19 protein-coding genes and 2 pseudogenes are annotated in these 20,105 nt (G+C 68.9%); 17 read left to right on the top strand and 4 right to left on the bottom strand.

Features of this window, described 5'->3' with window-relative positions; translation table 11 throughout:
• Window positions 1-12 precede the first annotated feature (12 nt).
• The 11 genes from dop to KXD96_RS18210 all read left to right on the top strand — a co-directional run bounded on the left by dop (window position 13) and on the right by KXD96_RS18210 (window position 12,258).
• Window positions 13-1,521: a pup deamidase/depupylase gene (gene dop, locus KXD96_RS18260; protein ID WP_260738455.1), complete on the top strand. Its 1,509-nt coding sequence runs from the start codon at window positions 13-15 to the stop codon at window positions 1,519-1,521.
• Between the two features lie 116 nt (window positions 1,522-1,637).
• Complete coding sequence (locus KXD96_RS18255) at window positions 1,638-1,832, top strand: ubiquitin-like protein Pup (RefSeq protein WP_067753803.1); 195 nt, start codon at window positions 1,638-1,640, stop codon at window positions 1,830-1,832.
• Window positions 1,829-2,707, top strand: coding sequence for a proteasome subunit beta (gene prcB, locus KXD96_RS18250; protein ID WP_260738446.1), 879 nt, complete (start codon window positions 1,829-1,831; stop codon window positions 2,705-2,707). Before KXD96_RS18255 ends, prcB begins: the two co-directional genes overlap by 4 nt.
• Window positions 2,704-3,477, top strand: coding sequence for a proteasome subunit alpha (gene prcA / locus KXD96_RS18245; RefSeq protein ID WP_260738444.1), 774 nt, complete (start codon window positions 2,704-2,706; stop codon window positions 3,475-3,477). Before prcB ends, prcA begins: the two co-directional genes overlap by 4 nt.
• A 211-nt stretch (window positions 3,478-3,688) precedes the next feature.
• A complete protein-coding gene (pafA, locus tag KXD96_RS18240) occupies window positions 3,689-5,047 on the top strand; it encodes a Pup--protein ligase (protein ID WP_260738443.1) in 1,359 nt (452 codons plus the stop codon).
• Between the two features lie 198 nt (window positions 5,048-5,245).
• The gene (locus tag KXD96_RS18235) at window positions 5,246-6,232 is read left to right on the top strand and encodes a YafY family protein (RefSeq protein ID WP_260738442.1); all 987 of its coding nucleotides are present in this window, start codon (window positions 5,246-5,248) and stop codon (window positions 6,230-6,232) included.
• Window positions 6,229-7,200, top strand: coding sequence for a YafY family protein (locus KXD96_RS18230; protein WP_260738440.1), 972 nt, complete (start codon window positions 6,229-6,231; stop codon window positions 7,198-7,200). The genes KXD96_RS18235 and KXD96_RS18230 overlap by 4 nt, the downstream gene beginning before the upstream one ends.
• 72 nt (window positions 7,201-7,272) lie before the next feature.
• A complete protein-coding gene (gene tatA, locus KXD96_RS18225; protein WP_260738439.1) occupies window positions 7,273-7,551 on the top strand; it encodes a Sec-independent protein translocase subunit TatA in 279 nt (92 codons plus the stop codon).
• Between the two features lie 45 nt (window positions 7,552-7,596).
• Window positions 7,597-8,565, top strand: a complete 969-nt coding sequence (gene tatC / locus KXD96_RS18220; RefSeq protein ID WP_260738437.1) for a twin-arginine translocase subunit TatC — start codon at window positions 7,597-7,599, stop codon at window positions 8,563-8,565.
• An 87-nt stretch (window positions 8,566-8,652) separates the two neighbouring features.
• Complete coding sequence (locus tag KXD96_RS18215) at window positions 8,653-11,427, top strand: RNA helicase (protein WP_260738435.1); 2,775 nt, start codon at window positions 8,653-8,655, stop codon at window positions 11,425-11,427.
• Between the two features lie 81 nt (window positions 11,428-11,508).
• On the top strand, window positions 11,509-12,258 hold the full coding sequence (locus KXD96_RS18210) for a DUF4333 domain-containing protein (RefSeq protein ID WP_260738432.1): 750 nt from the start codon (window positions 11,509-11,511) through the stop codon (window positions 12,256-12,258).
• A 4-nt stretch (window positions 12,259-12,262) separates the two neighbouring features.
• Here KXD96_RS18210 and KXD96_RS18205 read toward each other — a convergent pair whose 3' ends face one another.
• Entirely contained in the window at window positions 12,263-13,219 is a 957-nt protein-coding gene (locus KXD96_RS18205) for a 5'-3' exonuclease (protein ID WP_260738430.1), read from the bottom strand.
• Window positions 13,220-13,321: 102 nt separating this feature from the next.
• Here KXD96_RS18205 and KXD96_RS18200 point away from each other — a divergent pair, with 102 nt between their 5' ends.
• Both KXD96_RS18200 and KXD96_RS18195 read left to right on the top strand, forming a co-directional pair.
• Window positions 13,322-14,449, top strand: a complete 1,128-nt coding sequence (locus KXD96_RS18200) for a Xaa-Pro peptidase family protein (protein ID WP_260738427.1) — start codon at window positions 13,322-13,324, stop codon at window positions 14,447-14,449.
• 34 nt (window positions 14,450-14,483) lie between these two features.
• A pseudogene (locus tag KXD96_RS18195) lies at window positions 14,484-14,843 on the top strand (peptidase); the annotation flags it as partial.
• A 44-nt stretch (window positions 14,844-14,887) separates the two neighbouring features.
• Here the strand turns inward: KXD96_RS18195 and KXD96_RS18190 are convergent.
• Window positions 14,888-15,301, bottom strand: coding sequence for a F420-dependent biliverdin reductase (locus KXD96_RS18190; protein WP_260738426.1), 414 nt, complete (start codon window positions 15,299-15,301; stop codon window positions 14,888-14,890).
• Between the two features lie 35 nt (window positions 15,302-15,336).
• Here KXD96_RS18190 and KXD96_RS18185 point away from each other — a divergent pair, with 35 nt between their 5' ends.
• Genes KXD96_RS18185 through KXD96_RS18170 form a run of 4 tightly spaced genes read left to right on the top strand, consistent with a single transcriptional unit; the run spans window position 15,337 to window position 18,732 of the window.
• Window positions 15,337-16,086 carry an SDR family NAD(P)-dependent oxidoreductase gene (locus tag KXD96_RS18185; RefSeq protein WP_260738424.1) on the top strand — a complete coding sequence of 250 codons (750 nt, stop codon included), beginning with the start codon at window positions 15,337-15,339 and terminating at the stop codon, window positions 16,084-16,086.
• On the top strand, window positions 16,083-17,255 hold the full coding sequence (gene cbiE, locus KXD96_RS18180; RefSeq protein ID WP_260738423.1) for a precorrin-6y C5,15-methyltransferase (decarboxylating) subunit CbiE: 1,173 nt from the start codon (window positions 16,083-16,085) through the stop codon (window positions 17,253-17,255). Before KXD96_RS18185 ends, cbiE begins: the two co-directional genes overlap by 4 nt.
• A complete protein-coding gene (gene cobM, locus KXD96_RS18175; RefSeq protein ID WP_260738420.1) occupies window positions 17,252-18,007 on the top strand; it encodes a precorrin-4 C(11)-methyltransferase in 756 nt (251 codons plus the stop codon). The genes cbiE and cobM overlap by 4 nt, the downstream gene beginning before the upstream one ends.
• Window positions 18,004-18,732 (top strand): cobalt-precorrin-6A reductase, encoded by a 729-nt coding sequence (locus KXD96_RS18170; RefSeq protein ID WP_396878833.1) that lies wholly within the window; start codon window positions 18,004-18,006, stop codon window positions 18,730-18,732. Before cobM ends, KXD96_RS18170 begins: the two co-directional genes overlap by 4 nt.
• On the opposite strand, the gene sigC is transcribed toward KXD96_RS18170, so the two are convergent.
• On the bottom strand, window positions 18,729-19,286 hold the full coding sequence (gene sigC, locus KXD96_RS18165) for an RNA polymerase sigma factor SigC (RefSeq protein ID WP_260745436.1): 558 nt from the start codon (window positions 19,284-19,286) through the stop codon (window positions 18,729-18,731). The two genes, KXD96_RS18170 and sigC, sit on opposite strands and share 4 nt — an antisense overlap.
• A gap of 180 nt (window positions 19,287-19,466) precedes the next feature.
• Window positions 19,467-20,087, bottom strand: a pseudogene (locus tag KXD96_RS18160) (DUF2275 domain-containing protein); the annotation flags it as partial.
• Window positions 20,088-20,105 lie beyond the last annotated feature (18 nt).

Raw genomic sequence — 20,105 nt, 5'->3', positions numbered from 1 at the left:
TACGCTTATGCCATGCAACGGATTATCGGGACGGAGGTCGAGTACGGCATTTCATCACCGTCGGACCCGACGGCCAACCCGATCCTCACCTCGACCCAGGCGGTCCTGGCCTACGCCGCGGCCGCCGGTATCCAGCGCGCGAAACGCACCCGCTGGGACTACGAGGTGGAATCACCGTTGCGGGACGCGCGCGGTTTTGACCTGAGCCGTTCGGCCGGCCCGCCGCCGGTGGTCGACGCCGACGAGGTCGGCGCGGCCAACATGATTCTGACCAACGGGGCGCGGCTCTACGTCGACCACGCCCACCCCGAATACTCGGCGCCCGAGTGCACCGACCCCTTGGACGCGGTGATCTGGGACAAGGCCGGCGAGCGGGTCATGGAGGCCGCTGCCAGGCACGTCGCCAGCGTGCCCGGGGCCGCCAAACTGCAGCTCTACAAGAACAATGTGGACGGCAAGGGCGCCTCCTACGGGGCACACGAGAACTACCTGATGAGCCGGCAGACGCCGTTTTCGGCCATCATCGCCGGCCTGACACCCTTTCTGGTGTCCCGGCAGGTGGTGACCGGCTCCGGGCGGGTGGGCATCGGGCCCTCCGGTGACGAGCCCGGCTTCCAGCTGTCCCAGCGCTCCGATTACATCGAGGTCGAGGTCGGCCTCGAAACCACACTCAAGCGCGGCATCATCAACACCCGCGACGAGCCGCACGCCGACGCCGACCGATACCGCCGGCTGCACGTCATCATCGGCGACGCCAACCTCGCCGAAACATCGACCTATCTGAAACTGGGCACCACGGCCCTGGTGCTGGACTTGATCGAAGTCGGCCCGGAACACGGGATAGACCTGAGCGACCTGGTGCTGGCCCGGCCGGTGCATGCGGTCCACGCGATCAGCCGCGATCCGTCACTGCGGGTCGCCGTGGCCCTGGCCGACGGACGCGAATTGACCGGGCTTGCGCTGCAACGGATCTACCTGGATCGGGTGGCCAAGCTGGTCGACAGCCGCGACCCCGACCCCCGAGCGGCCGACATCGTGGAGACCTGGGCGCGGGTCCTCGACCAACTCGAGCGGGATCCGATGGAATGCGCCGAAGTGCTCGACTGGCCCGCCAAGCTACGCCTGCTCGAGGGTTTCCGGCAGCGGGAAAATCTGAGCTGGTCGGCGCCGCGGCTGCATCTCGTCGACCTGCAGTATTCCGACGTCCGGCTGGACAAGGGGCTGTACAACCGGCTCGTCGCGCGCGGCTCGATGAAGCGCCTGGTCACCGAACACCAGGTGCTGGACGCGGTGGACAACCCGCCGACCGATACGCGCGCGTACTTCCGTGGTGAATGCCTGCGCAGGTTCGGCGCCGACATCGCCGCGGCCAGCTGGGACTCCGTGATTTTCGACCTGGGCGGTGATTCTCTGGTACGCATTCCGACGCTCGAGCCACTGCGGGGCAGCAAGGCACACGTCGGAGCGCTGCTGGACTCGGTGGATAGCGCCGCCGAACTGGTAGAACAACTCACCAGCTAAGCCAGTTAGACCGGGGAACGTCGGGGTTGACCGGTAGGGTAGAGATACCAGCGAGCAGTGTGGCTTAAATGGCAAGCAAGCCGCTGAACAAGTTCAGATGAAGCAGGAGGCCGGCGATGGCTCAAGAGCAGACCAAGCGTGGCGGTGGTGGCGGCGACGACGACGATCTCGCCGACAGCACGGCCGCGGGCCAAGAGCGCCGCGAGAAGCTCGCCGAGGACACCGACGATCTGCTCGACGAGATCGATGACGTCCTCGAAGAGAACGCCGAAGACTTCGTCCGGGCATACGTCCAAAAGGGCGGACAGTGACCTGGCCGTTCTCCGATCGCCTGTCCACTAACTCCGCAATCCCGGCAAACCCCGCCGTAGACCTGTCGTCGTTTGCTGACTTCCTGCGCCGTCAAGCGCCGGAGCTGCTGCCGGCGAGCCTCGGCGGCGGCGCGCGATCCGGTGAGGCCGCCTCGCAGCTGCCGCACGGCACCACCATCGTCGCGCTGAAGTACCCCGGCGGCGTCGTCATCGCCGGTGACCGGCGCTCGACCCAGGGCAACATGATCGCCGGACGCGACGTGAAGAAGGTGTACATCACCGACGACTACACCGCCACCGGCATCGCGGGCACCGCCGCCATCGCCGTCGAGTTCGCTCGGCTCTACGCGGTGGAACTCGAGCACTACGAGAAGCTCGAAGGCGTCCCGCTCACGTTTGCCGGCAAGGTGAACCGCCTCGCGATCATGGTGCGCGGCAATCTCGCCGCCGCGATGCAGGGGCTGGTGGCTCTGCCGCTGCTGGCGGGCTATGACATCGACGCGGCCGATCCCGAGGGCGCCGGCCGGATCGTTTCGTTCGACGCCGCCGGCGGATGGAACCTGGAAGAAGAGGGCTACCAGGCGGTGGGCTCGGGTTCGATCTTCGCCAAGTCGTCGATGAAGAAGTTGTACTCGCAGGTCGTCGATTCCGAGTCCGCGGTGCGGGTGGCCATCGAGGCGCTCTACGACGCCGCCGACGACGATTCCGCCACCGGCGGACCCGACCTGGTTCGCGGTATCTACCCGACGGCGGTCACCATCGGCGCCGAGGGGGCGGCCGAGGTGCCCGAGAGTCGGATCGCTGAGCTTGCCCGCGACGTCATCGAGAGCCGCTCGCGCGCAGACACTTTCGGCCCCGATGGCGGTGAGAAGTGAGTTTCCCGTATTTCATCTCGCCCGAGCAGGCGATGCGCGAGCGCAGCGAGCTCGCCCGCAAAGGCATCGCGCGCGGCAAGAGCGTGGTGGCGCTGGTCTACGCCGGTGGTGTGCTTTTCGTGGCGGAGAACCCGTCGCGCTCGCTGCAGAAGATCAGCGAGCTCTACGATCGCGTGGGCTTCGCGGCCGCGGGCAAGTTCAACGAATTCGACAATCTGCGCCGCGGCGGAATTCAGTTCGCCGACACCCGGGGCTACGCCTACGACCGCCGCGACGTCACCGGGCGCCAGCTGGCCAACGTCTACGCGCAGACCCTGGGCACCATCTTCACCGAGCAGGCCAAGCCGTACGAGGTGGAGTTGTGTGTCGCCGAGGTCGCGCACTACGGCGAGACGAAACCGCCTGAGCTGTACCGGATCACCTACGACGGGTCGATCGCCGACGAGCCGCATTTCGTGGTGATGGGCGGTACCACCGAGCCGATCACCACCGCGCTCAAGGAGTCTTACGCCGAAAACGCCGACCTGCGCGACGCGACGCAGATCGCCGTGAAGGCGCTGCGCGCCGGAAGCGCGGAGGGTTCCAGCGGGGATCAGCCCTCTCCGGATGTGGGCAGCCTGGAGGTCGCCATCCTGGACGTCAGCCGGCCGCGACGGGCGTTCCGGCGGATCAACCGAGCCACCCTGGAAAGCCTGCTGCACGAGGGGGATTCGAAGCAGCCGGAAACCAACGGCGAAGTGCCGGATTCCAACGGCGACTCCGCGGGCTGAATCGGGACGCATCAGTCGCCGAGGCGTGTTCGCTATCGGCAGAACGCCGAGCGCGTCGCCGGGGCCGCTGGTGCCCACGTTGCTGGTGGGTCACCTGGATGCCGGACAGCCGCCCTCGTCGTGGCGCGCTCGGGGGCCGCGGGGAACTCGTCGGAACCCATAGGCGCGGCTTCCGCACCGTCCCGGTGAGACAACCAGTACCCTCGATTACGTGCAGCGGCGAATTATGGGCATCGAGACCGAGTTCGGTGTCACCTGCACGTTCCACGGCCACCGTCGCCTGTCTCCGGACGAGGTCGCCCGTTACCTGTTCCGCCGGGTGGTGTCGTGGGGCCGCAGTTCCAACGTGTTCCTTCGCAATGGCGCCCGCCTGTACCTCGACGTCGGCAGCCACCCCGAGTACGCGACCGCCGAATGCGACAGCCTGGTGCAGCTGGTCACCCACGACCGCGCCGGCGAATGGGTGCTGGAGGACCTGCTCATCGACGCCGAGCAGCGCCTCGCCGACGAGGGCATCGGCGGCGACATCTACCTGTTCAAGAACAACACCGATTCGGCGGGCAACTCCTACGGCTGCCACGAGAACTACCTGATCGTGCGGGCCGGCGAGTTCTCCCGGATTTCCGACGTACTGCTGCCGTTCCTGGTCACCCGCCAGCTGATCTGCGGCGCCGGCAAGGTACTCCAGACCCCCAAGGCGGCGACATTCTGCCTGTCTCAACGTGCCGAGCACATCTGGGAGGGCGTTTCCTCGGCCACCACTCGCAGCCGGCCGATCATCAACACCCGCGACGAGCCACACGCCGACGCCGAGAAATACCGGCGGTTGCACGTGATCGTCGGCGACTCCAACATGTGCGAGACCACCACGATGCTCAAGGTGGGCACCGCGGCGCTGGTGCTGGAGATGATCGAGGCCGGCGTTCCCTTCCGCGACTTCTCTCTGGACAACCCCATCCGCGCCATCCGCGAGGTCAGCCACGACATCACCGGCCGGCGGCCGGTGCGGTTGGCCGGCGGGCGGCAGGCCAGCGCGCTCGACATCCAGCGCGAGTACTACAGCCGCGCCGTCGAGCACCTGCAGACCCGGGAGCCCAACGCGCAGATCGAGCAGGTCGTCGACCTGTGGGGACGTCAGCTCGACGCCGTCGAGAGCCAGGACTTCGCCAAGGTGGACACCGAGATCGACTGGGTGATCAAGCGCAAGCTGTTCCAGCGTTACCAGGACCGCTACAACATGGAGCTGTCCGACCCCAAGATCGCCCAGCTGGACCTGGCCTACCACGACATCAAGCGCGGGCGCGGCGTGTTCGACCTACTGCAGCGCAAGGGCCTCGCGACGCGCGTCACCACCGACGAGGAGATCGCGGAGGCGGTCGACCATCCGCCGCAGACCACCCGCGCCCGGCTGCGCGGCGAGTTCATCAGCGCCGCCCAGGCCGCGGGCCGCGACTTCACCGTCGACTGGGTCCATCTCAAGCTCAACGATCAGGCGCAGCGCACCGTGCTGTGCAAAGACCCCTTCCGGGCGGTCGATGAGCGAGTCAAGCGGCTGATCGCCAGCATGTAGCTCTTCACCTTTGGCCACAGCTGTCACCCCAGTCCCTGGTAGGCACCGATGCTCGAAGCGCAATCTGATATTGCGGGCGCTATCTGATTTTCAGAGCCGGTGCTCCCTGCGAACCGGTGACTGATGTTTCAATTGTGAAAAGTGCGACTCGCCAGCCGGTGCAGGCGCGCGGCGCGCGGCGGCTATAACCTGATGCGAATGGCGACCTCGAAAGTCGAGCGGTTGGTCAATCTGGTCATCGCCCTACTGTCCACCCGCGGCTACATCAGCGCGGAGAAGATCAGGACCAGCGTGGCCGGTTACGCGGACAGCCCCAGCGCCGAGGCGTTTTCCCGCATGTTCGAGCGCGACAAGAACGAACTGCGCGATCTGGGCATCCCGCTCGAGGTCGGCAGGGCGTCGGCCTCCGATCCCACCGAGGGCTACCGAATCAATCGCGACGCCTACTCGCTGCCCGCGGTCGAGCTCACTCCGGACGAGGCGGCCGCGGTCGCGGTCGCGACGCAACTGTGGGAGTCGCCCGAACTGATCACCGCCACCCAGGGCGCGTTGCTCAAGCTGCGCGCCGCCGGGGTGGACGTCGATCCCGACGCGCCGGTGGCCATCGCCTCACCGGCCGGCGTGCCCGGGCTGCGCGGGTCGGAAGAGGTGCTCGGGATCCTGTTGTCGGCCATCGATTCCCGGCAGGCGGTGCGGTTTCCGCATCGGCCGTCGCGCACGGAGCCCTACAGCATGCGCACGGTGGAGCCGTGGGGCGTCGTCACCCAGAACGGCCGCTGGTACCTGGTGGGCCACGACCGCGACCGCGATGCCACCCGCACCTTCCGGCTGTCGCGAATCGGTGCCGAGGTCACGCCGATCGGCCCGCCCGGGGCGGTCGTCGTGCCCGAGGACGTGGACCTGCGCCAGATCGTGGCCCGCACGATCGCCGAGACACCGACCGGCGGGCAGGCGCGGGTGTGGGTCGCCGACGGGCGGGCCACCGCGCTGCGGCGCGCCGGGAGGTCCACCGGCGCACGGCAACTGGGCGGCCGCGACGGCGAGGTGATCGAACTCGAAATCGGGTCGAGTGACCGGCTGGCGCGCGACATCGCCGGCTACGGGGCCGACGCCGTCGTGCTCGAGCCGCAGTCACTGCGCGAGGACGTGCTGGCGCGGCTGCGCGCCCATGCGGAGCTGTCGTGACGGCCATATCCACCCGGTTGATCCGGTTGCTCAACATGGTGCCTTACTTCCAGGCCAACCCGCGCGTCACCCGGGCCAAGGCGGCCGCCGACCTCGGGGTGTCCGCCAGGCAGCTGGAGGAGGACCTCAACCAGCTGTGGATGTGCGGCCTGCCCGGCTACTACCCGGGTGACCTGATCGATTTCCAGTTCGCCGGCGACACCATCGAGGTGACGTTCTCGGCGGGCATCGACCGACCGCTCAAGCTCACCTCGCCGGAGGCCACCGGTCTGCTCGTGGCACTGCGGGCGCTCGCCGACATCCCCGGCGTCGTCGATCCGCAAGCGGCACGCAGCGCGATCGCCAAGATCGAGACCGCGGCCGGGGCCGTCGGGCACGACGCCACCGGCTCGGCGGCAGCGGCCGACGAGCCGGCGCCCGTGGAGGGTCGCGCGGCGGCTGCGGTGCGCACCGCGGTGCAGGACAAACGCGCCCTGGCCATCGACTATTACTCCGCGTCGCACGACACTCTGACCAGTCGAGTCGTCGACCCCATCCGGGTGCTGCTGATCGGCGGCCACAGCTACCTGGAGGCCTGGTCACGCGAGGCCGACGGGGTGCGGCTGTTCCGATTCGACCGGATCGTCGACGCCACCGACCTGGGGGAGCCGGCAGCTCCGCCCGAAGTGGCCCTGCAGTCGCCACCGGACACGTCGCTGTTCGACGGCGATCCGTCCCTGCCGTCGGCCAAGCTGCGCGTCGCGCCCTCGGCGTCGTGGATGTTCGAGTATTACCCGATGCGCGAGGTGCGCGAGCTGCCGGACGGATCCTGTGAGGCGGTCATGACCTACGCCTCCGAGGACTGGATGACGCGCCTGGTGCTGGGCTTCGGCTCGGCCGTGCGGGTGCTTGAACCGGAATCACTCGCACGGCGTGTCCGTGATGCCGCCGCGGCGGCGTGCGAGTCCTACCGGGCGCTTGCCCCCTGAGGCCACGGCGCGGGCGACCCGGTGTATCGCCCCACTGCGGTAGCATCGGGTAGACGTCTGGAGGTAATCAAAGTGGGCAGTCTTAGTCCGTGGCACTGGGCGATCCTCGCTGTGGTGGTGATCCTGCTTTTCGGTGCCAAGAAGCTCCCCGATGCAGCGCGTTCGCTGGGCAAGTCGATGCGCATCTTCAAGTCTGAGCTGCGCGAAATGCAGAGCGAGAACAAAGCGGAACCGCCCGCGTTGGACACCAACAACGCGCCCTCCGCGACGAACCCCACTCCCGTGCAGTCGCAGCGAGTCGACGCTCCGGCGGCCACCGAGCAGGGGCAGTCCGAAGCACGCCCGGCGTAGCCTGTCATCATCGTCGCGGTGCCCGGACGCCACTGAACGAGCGTCGTGAAATTTCTCAAGGTTTCAGCGCGCACTGCGGGCGTGCTGAAACGCCTCAATCCGCGTAACCGGCGCAGTCGCACCAATCCCGATGCGACGATGTCGCTCGTCGATCACCTGACCGAGCTGCGCACCCGGTTGCTGATCTCGCTGGCCGCCATCCTGCTCACCACGATCTTCGGGTTCGTTTGGTATTCGCATTCCATCTTCGGGCTGGAAAGCCTCGGCGAGTGGCTGCGGCACCCCTACTGTTCGCTGCCCCAATCGGCGCGCGCGAGCATCAGCGCCGACGGGCAATGTCGACTGCTGGCCACGGCGCCGTTCGACCAATTCATGTTGCGACTCAAGGTCGGGCTGACGGCCGGGGTCGTGCTGGCCTGTCCGGTGTGGTTCTACGAGCTGTGGGCGTTCATCACGCCGGGGCTGTACCAGAAGGAGCGCCGCTTCGCGGTCGGGTTCGTGGTCCCCGCGGCGGTGCTCTTCGTCGCGGGTGCGATCCTGGCCTACTTCGTGCTGTCCAAGGCGCTGGGCTTTCTGCTGACCGTCGGCAGCGACGTGCAGGTGACCGCGTTGTCCGGGGACCGGTACTTCGGTTTCCTGATCAACCTGTTGGTGGTGTTCGGCGTCAGCTTCGAATTCCCCTTGCTGATCGTCATGCTCAACATGACGGGCGTGCTGCCTTACGAGCGGCTCAAGTCCTGGCGGCGCGGCCTGATCTTCGCGATGTTCGCGTTCGCGGCCGTTTTCACCCCCGGGTCCGACCCGTTCTCGATGACCGCCCTGGGCCTGGCGCTGTCGGTGCTCCTCGAGTTCGCCATCCAGATCTGTCGCCTGCACGACAGGCGGAAAGCCAAACGCGAAGCCCGGGCCGCGATCGCCGACGACGAGGCATCGGTCATCGAGCCGCCCACACCGATACAGGAGCCGGTACGGGAGCCGTCGTTCACCGCCGGCCAGCATGACGATGTCACCTAAGTTCTCATCCCGCGAGCGACCGTGTTTGTACAGCGACACGCCGTATCCGACGTGCATTTGCGGACCCTCGCGCACCGGGGTGACGGCGTGACGGAGCTCGTCGAGCTGCCACGGTTCACCGCCGAATTGCCCTTCGCGCTGGACGGATTCCAGCAGCGGGCGTGCGCGGCGCTCGAACGAGGCCACGGCGTGCTGGTCTGCGCGCCGACCGGCGCCGGCAAGACGGTGGTGGGCGAATTCGCCGTGCATCTGGCGCTGGCCGCCGGCGGCAAGTGCTTCTACACCACGCCGCTCAAGGCGCTGAGCAACCAGAAGCACACCGACCTGACCGTGCGCTACGGCCGCGACCGGATCGGCCTGCTGACAGGTGACATGTCGGTGAACGCCGACGCCCCGGTGGTGGTGATGACCACCGAGGTGCTGCGCAACATGCTCTACGCCGATTCGCCTGCGCTGCAAGGGCTCTCCTACGTGGTGATGGACGAGGTGCATTTCCTGGCCGACCGGATGCGCGGTCCGGTGTGGGAGGAAGTGATCCTGCACCTGCCCGACGAGGTGCGGGTGGTCAGCCTGTCGGCGACGGTGAGCAACGCCGAGGAGTTTGGCGGCTGGATCCAGACGGTGCGGGGCGACACGACCGTGGTGGTCGACGAGCACCGGCCGGTGCCGCTGTGGCAGCACGTCTTGGTGGGCAAGCGGCTGTTCGACCTCTTCGACTACCGGGGCTCGGACGCCGGGGAGCCGCCGGTGGCCGGCCGCGAGGCGCGCGTCAGCCCGGACCTGACCCGCCACATCGCGCACCGCCGCGAAGCGGACCGAATGTTGGACTGGCAGCCACGCCGAGGGCGCACCGGCCGCGGTGGGCCCGGCCGGCCGCGCCTTTACCGTCCGCCCGGGCGGGCGGACGTGATCGCGACCCTGGACTCCGAGGGGCTGCTTCCGGCGATCACCTTCGTGTTCTCCCGCGCTGGCTGCGACGCCGCCGTCCAGCAGTGCCTGCGTTCGCCGCTCCGGTTGACCACCGAGGAGGAGCGAGCGCAGATCGCCGAGGTGATCGATCACCGGTGCGGCGATCTGGCCGACGCCGACTTGGCGGTGCTCGGCTATTACGAGTGGCGGGAGGGGCTGCTGCGCGGTCTGGCGGCGCACCACGCCGGGATGTTGCCGGCCTTCCGGCACACCGTCGAGGAGCTGTTTACCGCCGGTCTGGTCAAGGCGGTGTTCGCCACCGAGACGTTGGCGCTCGGCATCAACATGCCCGCTCGCACCGTAGTGCTCGAGCGGCTGGTGAAGTTCAACGGCGAGCAGCATGTGCCGCTGACGCCGGGGGAGTACACGCAGCTGACCGGGCGCGCCGGCCGGCGCGGCATCGACGTCGAGGGTCACGCGGTGGTGCTGTGGAACCCCACTGAAGAAACCACCGAACCGTCCGCGGTGGCGGGCCTGGCCTCCACCCGCACCTTTCCGCTGCGCAGCTCGTTCGCCCCGTCGTACAACATGACGATCAACCTGGTGCAGCACATGGGCCCCGAGCAGGCGCATCGGCTGCTGGAGCAGTCGTTCGCCCAGTATCAGGCAGACCGCTCCGTCGTCGGCCTGATCCGCGGTATCGAGCGCGGCAAGGCGATGCTCGCCGAGATCGCCGCCGAGCTGGGCGGGCCGGAGGCGCCGATCCTCGACTACGCCCGGCTGCGCGCCCGAATTTCGGACATGGAGCGCGCGCAGTCCCGCGCGTCGCGGCTGCAGCGTCGGCAGGCGGCCAGCGACGCGCTGGCCGCGCTGCGGCGTGGCGACATCATCAACATCACTCACGGCCGGCGCGGTGGGCTGGCGGTGGTGCTGGAACCGGCCCGCGACGGCGAGGATCCGCGCCCGTTGGTGCTCACCGAAAACCGCTGGGCGGGGCGCATTTCGACGGCCGACTACACGGGTGCGTCGGCTCCGGTCGGTTCGATGCCGCTGCCCAAGCGGGTCGAGCACCGCCAGCCGCGGGTCCGGCGCGACCTGGCGTCGGCGCTGCGATCGGCGGCCGCCGGCCTGGTCATTCCGGGCCGGCGCCGCAGCGGCCGCGGCGATCAGGACGGCGCGTTCCACGACCCCGAGCTGGCATCGTTGCGTGAGGAGCTGCGTCGCCACCCGTCGCACAACAGCCCCGGCCTGGAATCCCAAGTCCGGCAGGCCGAGCGCTACCTGCGCATCGAACGCGACAATGCGCAATTGGAGAAAAAAGTTGCCGCCGCGACCAATTCGCTGGCGCGGACCTTCGACCGGATCGTCGGCCTGCTCACCGAGCGCGGCTTCATCCAGGGCCCCGACACCGATCCCCACGTCACCGACGACGGCCGGATGCTGGCCCGCATCTATAGCGAGAGTGACCTCCTGGTCGCCGAATGCCTGCGCACCGGCGCGTGGGCCGGCCTGAAGCCGCCCGAGTTGGCGGCGGTGGTCTCGGCGGTCGTGTACGAGAGCAGGGGTGGTGAGGGGCCAAGGGCGGCGTTCGCCGCCGAGGCGCCCACCCAGCGGGTGCGACAGGCGCTGCAGCAAACGTCGCGGCTGTCCTATGTGTTGCGCACCGACGAGCAGACGCACCGGATCGCGCCGAGTCGGGAACCCGACGACGGCTTCGTCAACGTCATCTATCGCTGGGCCAAGACCGGGGATCTGGCCGCGGCGCTGGCCGCCGTCGACCCGGTCGGCGCCGGCTCGCCGCTGCTGGCGGGGGATTTCGTGCGCTGGTGCCGCCAGGTGCTCGATCTGCTCGACCAGGTGCGCAACGCGGCGCCCGATGCTGAGCTGCGGGCGACCGCCAAGCGCGCCATCAATGACGTTCGGCGCGGCGTCGTCGCTGTTGACGCCGGGTAGGCTGTGCCGAAGCTACCGTAGATCCGGGAAAGCACTACGCCGATAATTCATGCCGAGACACATAGGGGCTGAGGAGAGACGATGAGCGGACCGCAGGGACCGGAACAGCAGTGGCAACCGCCCGGCCAAGGTAGCGATCAGTCCTCGGAACCGACGCAGGTCGGCTCGCCCTGGCAGCAGCAACCGGGCCAGGAGGCGACCTGGCAGACCCCGGCGTACACGCCGCCCGCCGAGTACCCGCAGTACCAACAGCCGGCCGAGCAGGCCTATCCGCAGCAATACCCGCAGCAGCCGGGCTACGGTCAGTACGGCCAGCCGGGTCAGTATGCGCAGCCCGGCCAGTACGGCCAGCCGGGTCAGTACGGTCCGCCGGGCCAGTACGGCCAGCCGGGTCAGTACGGTCCGCCGGGCCAGTACGGCCAGCCGGGTCAATACGGCCAGCCGGGCCAGTACCCGCAGCAGTACCCGCCCTACGAGCAGCAACCGGCCAAGAAGCGCCCGGTGGCCCTGATTGCCGGCGTGGGCGGGGCGATCGCCTTCCTTCTCATCGCGGTCGTGCTGGTGCTGGGCTTCTGGCAGCCCGGGTTCTTCGTCACCACCAAGCTGGACGTCAACAAGGCGCAGGCCGGTGTGCAGCAGGTCCTGTCCGACGAGACCAACGGTTACGGCGCCAAGAACGTCCAAAACGTCAAGTGCAACCACGGGCAGAATCCCACCGTCAAGAAGGGCGCCACGTTCGACTGCGACGTCAGCATCGACGGCGCCCCCAAGCGCGTGACGGTGACCTTCCAGGACAACAAGGGCACCTACGAGGTCGGCCGCCCGCAGTAGTCGGTCACGACGGCAGCGCGTCGAGCGCCTTCTGCAACCGGGCTATCGAGGAGCCGACGCCCAGTTTGGTCGCCAGCCTGGCCGTGCGGTGCGGGTCGTCGGCCGCCAAGGGTAGCGCGTCGGTCGCGGTCGACAGGCTGACGGGCGCGTCGGTGGCCACCCGCACCACCTGTCCGGCGGCGTCGATGTAGTCGGTCGCGCCCAGCAGTTTCGAGCGCAGACCCTTGGCCATCTTCGATTTCGGGTCGTGGGCGGCCGCCAGGATCTGCTCCAGCGACCCGTGCTGCGCCAGCAGCGTCGCCGCCGTCTTCTCGCCGACACCCGGCACGCCCGGCAGGCCGTCCGACGGATCGCCGCGCATCAGCGCGAATTCCGCGTAGGCCGGCCCGGCCCGATGCTGCGGCAGGCCGTATTGTTCGGCGACCTCCGCCGGCCCGAACAGGGTGGCTTTCGCCAGCCCGCGGCCCAGGTAGAGCACCCGGACCGGGACCGGATCGTCCGACACCACCTGCAGCAGGTCGCGGTCCCCGCTGACCACCACCACGGGATCGCGGCGTTCGCGAGCGGCCAGGGTGCCCAGCACGTCGTCGGCCTCGAAACCTTCGGCCCCCGCGGTCGGGATCCCGAAGGCGTCCAGCAGTTCCATGATCATGTCGATCTGCGGCGTCAGGTCGTCGGGCACCTCTTCGACGTCCGGCTCGCCCTCGGGCTCCGCTTCCGCGACGCGATGAGCCTTGTAGGACGGGACGAGGTCCACCCGGAACTGCGGCCGCCAGTCGAGGTCCAGGCATACCACCAGCCGATTGGGGCGCTGCCGGCTGATCACCACCGCCATCGAGTCGATGAACCCGCGCACGGCGTTGACGGGCCGGCCGTCGGGGCTGGTGATCGAGGACGGTACCCCGAAATACGACCGGAACCACATGCTGGCCCCGTCGAGCAGCAAGAGCGGCGCGGGCATCCCGGTATCGTCTCATGGCGCCGAGCGTCGGCGTGTTGTTGACGACCCAATCGTTTCGCCGCAACAACTCGACGTTGGGCCGGCCGGGTTAGCCTGGCTGCCATGCAATCTCATCGGTTCGACACCGGGGTGTATGCCCGCCGGCTGGCAGCGGCGGCTGCCGCGACCGCCGACGCGGGGCTGTCGGGGCTGGTGATCACCCCCGGGTACGACCTGCGCTACCTGGTCGGGTCGCGCGCCCAGACGCTCGAGCGGTTCACCGCCCTCGTGTTGCCGGCGTCCGGCGATCCGACCGTGGTTGTCCCGCGGCTGGAGCTGGCTTCGCTCAAGGGTTCGGCCATTGCGGAACTGGGGTTGGCGGTGCGGGATTGGGTGGACGGGGACGACCCTTACCGATTGGTGGGCGCCGCTTTGGGCGGGGCTCCCGCCGCGACCGCCGTCACCGATTCGATGCCGGCGTTGCATCTGCTGCCGCTCGCCGGTGCGCTCGGGGTGTTGCCGGTGCTGGCCACCGACGTGAGGCGCACGCTGCGGATGGTCAAGGAGGAATGCGAGATCGACGCGCTGCGCAAGGCCGGCGCGGCCATCGATCGAGTGCACGCCCGGGTGCCCGAGTTTCTGGTTCCCGGCCGGACCGAGGCCGACGTGGCCGCTGACATCGCGGAAGCGATTGTGGCCGAAGGGCATTCGGAGGTGGCATTCATCATCGTCGGTTCCGGGCCGCACAGTGCCGACCCGCACCACGGATGCTCGGATCGTGAATTGCAGGCGGGTGACATCGTCGTCGTCGACATCGGCGGCGCGTACGAGCCCGGGTACCACTCCGACTCGACGCGTACTTACAGCATCGGCGAGCCGGATCCCGAAGTGGCGCAGCACTATTCGGTGCTGCAGCGGGCGCAGCGCGCGGCCGTCGATGCGGTGCGCCCGGGCGTGACGGCCGAGCAGGTCGACGCGGCCGCCCGCGATGTGCTGGCCGAGGCCGGACTCGGTGAGGCCTTCGTGCACCGCACCGGCCACGGCATCGGGCTGTCGGTACACGAGGAGCCCTACATCGTCGCGGGCAGTGACCTGCCGCTGGCCGCCGGCATGGCCTTCTCCATCGAGCCGGGCATCTACTTCCCGGGCCGGTGGGGCGCTCGCATCGAGGACATCGTCGTCGTGACCGAAGACGGCGGGCTGGCCGTCAACAATCGGCCGCACGAGTTGATCGTGGTGCCCGCGTCGTAGCGCCCAGGGCGCACCCGCGCGTACGTTTGGCTTGATGTCACTTCTGGATTTGACGCTCCTTCCGATCCGCATCGCACGCCACATCGCCGACACGCTGGTGCATCGCGCCGCAACGTCACCCGCGCCGCCAGCTGAGCTCATCGTGATCGACGGGATGCCCGAGGGGGTGCCGCCGGCGGCGCTTCGGCCCGAGCCGCAACTTCCGGTGCCGTCCGGATGGCCGTTCGGCGAGGAGTTTCCACGCACGTGTGGCACGGGCCGCGTGTCCGGCGGTGCCCTGTTTTGGACCGACTTCCTCTACGACGACCACGGCGCGACGGGCCTGCCAATCGGCGATCTGAAAGTGCAGGCGCCGCCACGCGGCACCTACATCTATCCCGACGGCCCCGCGGCGAGCCGCGATAGCTCGACGAAGCAGCCGAACTGACACGAGTTGCGCTACTTCTCGCCGCGGTCCAATAAGCCCGACGACCCAAGCACCCGCTCCACGTGCACCTCGATGACCACCCGCCGCGGATTTGGCCGCGGGGTGCGATAGCGCTGGGCATACCGCAGTTCGGCATCACGCACGGCGTCGACAGCGTTGTTTACCTTGGACCGGCCCTCCAACGACAGCCACCGCGCGCCGTCGACCTGACTGAGCACCGCCACCCCGCCGCGGTCGGCGTTCACCGCCTTCTGCGAGCCCCCGGTGGTGATCACCCGCGCGATGTGAGTCTTGGGGTCGAAGGTGAAACCCACCGCCACCACGTGTGGTGAATTGTCGGCTCGCAGCGTGGTCAGCATGGCTAGATGCCGTTCGGACAGGAACGCCAGCGCATCGTCGGTGAGCCGGGTAGTGGTATTCGCCATCACCGCCCACGCTAGCGCAGGTCATAATCGCAGCCGTGGACGACACGGGCGCAGGACCAGTACTAGTCCTGGGCGGCCGCAGCGAGATCGGCGTCGAGTTGGCGCGCCTCCTGGCGCCCGGGGCGACGGTGGTGCTGGCCGCGCGCAAGGCCGATCAACTCGACGAGCAGGTCGCTGCGCTGAACGCCGCGGGTGCGGCGGCGGTGCACGGGGTCGAGTTCGACGCCGACGACCTCGCCTCGCACGGCCCGCTGGTCGCCTCGGTCGTCGCCGATCACGGACCCATCGGGACGGCGGTGCTCGCCTTCGGAATCCTCGGTGACCAGGCCCGCGCCGAGACCGACGCCGGACACGCGGTGGCGGTCGTGCATACCGACTACGTCGCCCAGGTCAGCATGCTCACCCACCTCGCCGCCGCGATGCGCGGGGCTGGCCGCGGCCAACTGGTGGTGTTCTCCTCGATCGCCGGCGCGCGCGTGCGTCGCGCCAACTACGTCTACGGATCGGCCAAGGCCGGGCTGGACGGCTTCGCCAGCGGCTTGGCCGACGCGCTGCACGACACGGGCGTTCGGCTGCTGATCGCCCGGCCGGGCTTTGTGGTCGGTCGCATGACGGAGGGGATGACGCCCGCGCCGCTGGCCAGCACGCCCCCGCAGGTGGCCGCGGCGACCGCCCGTGCGCTGGCCAAGGGCCGACGCACGGTGTGGATCCCGTGGGCGTTGGGGCCCGCCTCGGCCGTGATGCGGATGCTGCCGCAATTCGTCTGGCGCCGGATGCCGCGATGATCATCGTGGTCGGCATCGGAGCCGACGGCATGGCCGGGCTCGCCGAAGCATCACGCAGTGAACTGCGAAGGGCGACAATAGTTTACGGGTCCCAAAGGCAACTGGGCTTGCTCGACGAGACCGTGACCGCGCCCCGTCGGCAGTGGCCCTCGCCGATGTTGCCCGCGCTGCAGACGTTGCTCGACGACCACGCCGACGACGTCCACGTGGTGGCCAGCGGCGACCCGCTCCTGCACGGCATCGGGGGCACGCTGATCCGGCTGTACGGCCCCGACCGAGTCAGGGTGCTGCCACACGTGTCCTCGGTGACGCTGGCGTGCGCGCGGATGGGCTGGAACGTTCACGACACGGAGGTGATCAGCCTCGTCACCGCGCAGTCGCACACCGCGATACGCCGCGGCGGCCAAGCGATCGTGCTGTCCAAAAACGGCGCCACACCGAAGGAACTCGCCGCACTGCTCAACGCGCACGGCCGCGGCGATTCCACACTCACCGTCCTCGAAAACCTCGGTGGCTTAACCGAACACCGCCGCGACGGCACGGCGCGCCAATGGGCCGAGGACCCGCCCCAGGGCGTCGACGACCTCAACGTCATCGCCATCCGATACCTGCCCGACGAACGGCTGTCGCCGCTGCCGGATGACGTGTTCGTCCACGACGGGCAGATCACCAAACACGGAATCCGCGCGGTGACGCTGGCAGCGCTGGCCCCGCGCCCGGGCGAACGCCTATGGGACGTCGGCGCGGGCTCGGGCAGCATCAGCGTCGAGTGGTGCCTGAGTTGGAGCGGTTGCAGCGCGGTCGCATTCGAGCGCGACGAACGACGCCGCCACAACATCGGGTCGAACGCCGCGGCTTTCGGCGCTCCCATCGACGTGCGCGGTGGCGCGCCGGAAGGGTTCGGCGGCCTCGATCCGCCGTCGGCAATCTTCATCGGCGGCGGCCTCACCCAGCCCGGCCTGCTCGACGCGTGCCTGGACGCCTTGCCAACGCAAGGCCGTCTCGTCGCCAACGCGGTCACCGCGGAATCCGAATCCACTTTGGCGCAGTTACATTCGCGCCTGGGAGGTCTCCTGCGCCGCTTCCAGCTTTATCAGGGTGAGCCGCTCGGCGGTTTCACCGGATGGCGCCCGCAGATGCCGGTCACGCAGTGGACGGTGACGAAATGACGGTCTATTTCATCGGCGCGGGCCCGGGCGCCGCCGACCTGATCACGGTCCGCGGGCAACGGCTCCTCGAAAGGTGCGAAACGTGCCTGTATGCGGGTTCGATCATGCCCGACGATCTTCTGGCGCTGTGTCCGCCCGGGGCGAAAGTCATTGACACCGGCCCGCTGACGCTGGAGCAGATCATCACCGAACTGGCTGACGCCGACGCCGCCGGCCACGACGTGGCGCGGCTGCATTCGGGCGACCCCTCGCTCTACAGCGCGCTGGCCGAACAATGCCGCCGACTCGACGGGCTGGGCATCGACTACGAAATCGTCCCTGGCGTACCGTCGTTTGCCGCGGCGGCGGCCGCGCTCAAGCGCGAGCTCACGGTTCCCGGCGTCGCGCAGACCGTGACGCTGACCCGGGTCGCCACCCTGTCGACGGCTATGCCGCCCGGTGAAGACCTGCCCACCCTGGCTCGTTCCGGCGCCACGCTGGTGCTGCACCTGGCGGCCGCCCAGGTCGATGCCATCGTGCCGCAACTTCTCGAAGGCGGATATCGCCCCGAAACGCCCGCTGCGGTCGTCGCTTTCGCGAGTTGGCCGCAAGAAGTGGTGCTGCGCGGGACGCTCGCCGGCATCGCCGACCAGATGCACCAGGCCAACATCACGAAGACGGCGGTGATCATCGTCGGCGACGTCCTCGCCGCCGAGGGGTTCACCGACAGCTACCTGTATTCGACCGGGCGGGTGCGGGGGAGCGGGCACTGATGCGAGTGCTCTTGCTGGGGGGCACCGCCGAAGGTCGCGCGCTGGCGAAGGCCTTACACCCGCGCCTCGACATCGTCAGCTCGCTGGCGGGCCGGGTGCCCGACCCCGCCTTGCCGGTCGGCCCGGTTCGCATCGGCGGCTTCGGCGGCGTCGAAGGCCTACGCCGCTGGTTGCGTAACGAACGAATCGATGCGGTGATCGACGCGACGCACCCGTTCGCGGCGAGGATGACGGCACACGCCGCCCAAGTCTGCGCCGAGTTGCAGATCCCGCATCTGGTGCTGGCCCGCCCGGCGTGGGACCCCGGCGATGCGATCGTGGTGGAATCGGACACCAAAGCCGCGGAAGCCGTTGCGCGACAATCATTCTCGCGGGTGTTTCTCACCACCGGACGCTCGGGGACAAAGGCCTTCGCGGACAGCGACGCGTGGTTTCTGATCCGCGCGGTCACCGAACCCGCCCCTGGCTCGCTGCCGCGCCGCCATCAGTTGCTGCTATCCCGCGGCCCGTATCGCTACGACGGCGAGCTCGCGCTGATGCGGGAACACCGCATAGACACCCTGGTCACCAAGAACAGCGGCGGGCAGATGACGCGGGCGAAGCTGGACGCCGCTGCGGCGCTGGGCATTCCGGTGATGATGGTGGCGCGGCCGCCGCTACCGACCGGGGTGATGGCGGTGGGCAGCGTCGACGAGGCCGCCGAATGGGTCACCCAACTGGACTAACCGGTCAGGTCGTCGCGCTCGGCGTCGGTGGCCAGCAGCGCGTCACGGGCGCGTGCGACGCGGGACCGGATGGTGCCCACCGGGCAGCCGCACACCGCGGCGGCGTCGGCGTAGGGCAGCCCGAGCAACTGGGTGAGCAACAAGGCTTCCCGCTGTTCGGCGGTGAGGCTCGCGATCATGGTCGTGACCTCGACCAGGTCTTCGAATCCACGGGCGTGGCGGTCAGCGCGCAGGACCTGTTCCGGGTCGGCGCCCGGGGCGGCGCGCGGCCGCGACTGGACGTGGCGGATGTGGTCCGCGACAACCCGGCGCGCAATGGAGAGCAGCCACGTCCGGGCGCTCGAGCGCCCGGAGAACCGTTCGATGGCGCCGATCGCGCGCAGGAAAGTCTCTTGAGTCAGATCGTCGGCGCTGCCCGCGTCCGACAGGTATGTGACGAACCGCCATACGTCTTGCTGGGTGGCCTTGATGAATGCCTCGAGCGCCCGGTCATTTCCACGCGCGGCGGCCAAGGCGAGCTCGGTAACGGCCTCGTCATCGCTTGACGCGGTCATGGCGAACCACCTTCGTTTCGCGGGCTGACTGAGTCTACGACGGTCTGTCGTAGCGGCTGCGGCGGGGTGAAGCGCCGACCGGTTGATGGGCCGGAGGTGACCGCGCCGTCGTGCGGCGACGGACTCCACGGGCCAGCCGGGGTGACCGGCGTCTGCCGCATCGGCGGACGCCCGGTCTGACCTGACCCGTTCCCGGGCCACCAACAGCGCGAACGCGAGGCCCAATAGCAACGGCATGTGGCTGGCGATGCGCGTTGCGGTGACGTCGCCGGCGAAGGCGTCGATCACCACGTAACCCAACAGCGCGACCGAATAGACGCCCGTAATCGCGGCCACCCCAATCGCGGTGACGGGCCAGACGCCGGCGGCGACCATCGCCAGGCCCAGCGCCAGCAACCATGCGGTCGACTCGTGCATCAGGTGCTCTCCGGACATCGCACCGTGCATGTGACTCGACACCATGCCGAAATCGATGCCGCTGATTTGCGCGGCGGCGATCGCCACCTGAAAAAGACCGACTCCGATCAGGCCCCACCGCCGGTAGTGCGAGCGCAGCCAGCGCATCCTGCGCTGACGCCCGGACAACTCCGCGCCGACGTTCGCCATGATTTTCGCGACCAGGTCGGGTCCGTCGACCGGCTCAACCGAGGAGAACCGGCGGGTCTGCGCGGCGGCGCCGATGAGCCAGGCGCGGCAACGCCGGCACGATTCGAGGTGGGCGTCGACCTGCTGCGCGAGCGCCTGGGGGCGTTCGCCGTCCAGTCGAGCCGAAAGCGCTTCACGCGCCGCGTCACACCGCATCCCTGCATCGTTGCGTAT

Source organism: Mycobacterium sp. SMC-2, assembly GCF_025263485.1.
In the GTDB taxonomy this organism is placed as follows: Bacteria; Actinomycetota; Actinomycetes; order Mycobacteriales; family Mycobacteriaceae; genus Mycobacterium.
The sequence above is the reverse complement of the archived record's forward strand: the minus strand, read 5'-3'. Positions and strand labels throughout refer to the sequence as shown.

Coding starts and splice junctions, on each gene's coding strand:
- sigC (WP_260745436.1), bottom strand. CDS start 19,286: ATGACCGCGTCAAGCGATGACGAGGCCGTTACCGAGCTCGCCTTGGCC.
- KXD96_RS18200 (WP_260738427.1), top strand. CDS start 13,322: ATGCAATCTCATCGGTTCGACACCGGGGTGTATGCCCGCCGGCTGGCA.
- KXD96_RS18255 (WP_067753803.1), top strand. CDS start 1,638: ATGGCTCAAGAGCAGACCAAGCGTGGCGGTGGTGGCGGCGACGACGAC.
- KXD96_RS18205 (WP_260738430.1), bottom strand. CDS start 13,219: ATGCCCGCGCCGCTCTTGCTGCTCGACGGGGCCAGCATGTGGTTCCGG.
- KXD96_RS18210 (WP_260738432.1), top strand. CDS start 11,509: ATGAGCGGACCGCAGGGACCGGAACAGCAGTGGCAACCGCCCGGCCAA.
- dop (WP_260738455.1), top strand. CDS start 13: ATGCAACGGATTATCGGGACGGAGGTCGAGTACGGCATTTCATCACCG.
- KXD96_RS18190 (WP_260738426.1), bottom strand. CDS start 15,301: ATGGCGAATACCACTACCCGGCTCACCGACGATGCGCTGGCGTTCCTG.
- cbiE (WP_260738423.1), top strand. CDS start 16,083: ATGATCATCGTGGTCGGCATCGGAGCCGACGGCATGGCCGGGCTCGCC.
- KXD96_RS18235 (WP_260738442.1), top strand. CDS start 5,246: ATGGCGACCTCGAAAGTCGAGCGGTTGGTCAATCTGGTCATCGCCCTA.
- cobM (WP_260738420.1), top strand. CDS start 17,252: ATGACGGTCTATTTCATCGGCGCGGGCCCGGGCGCCGCCGACCTGATC.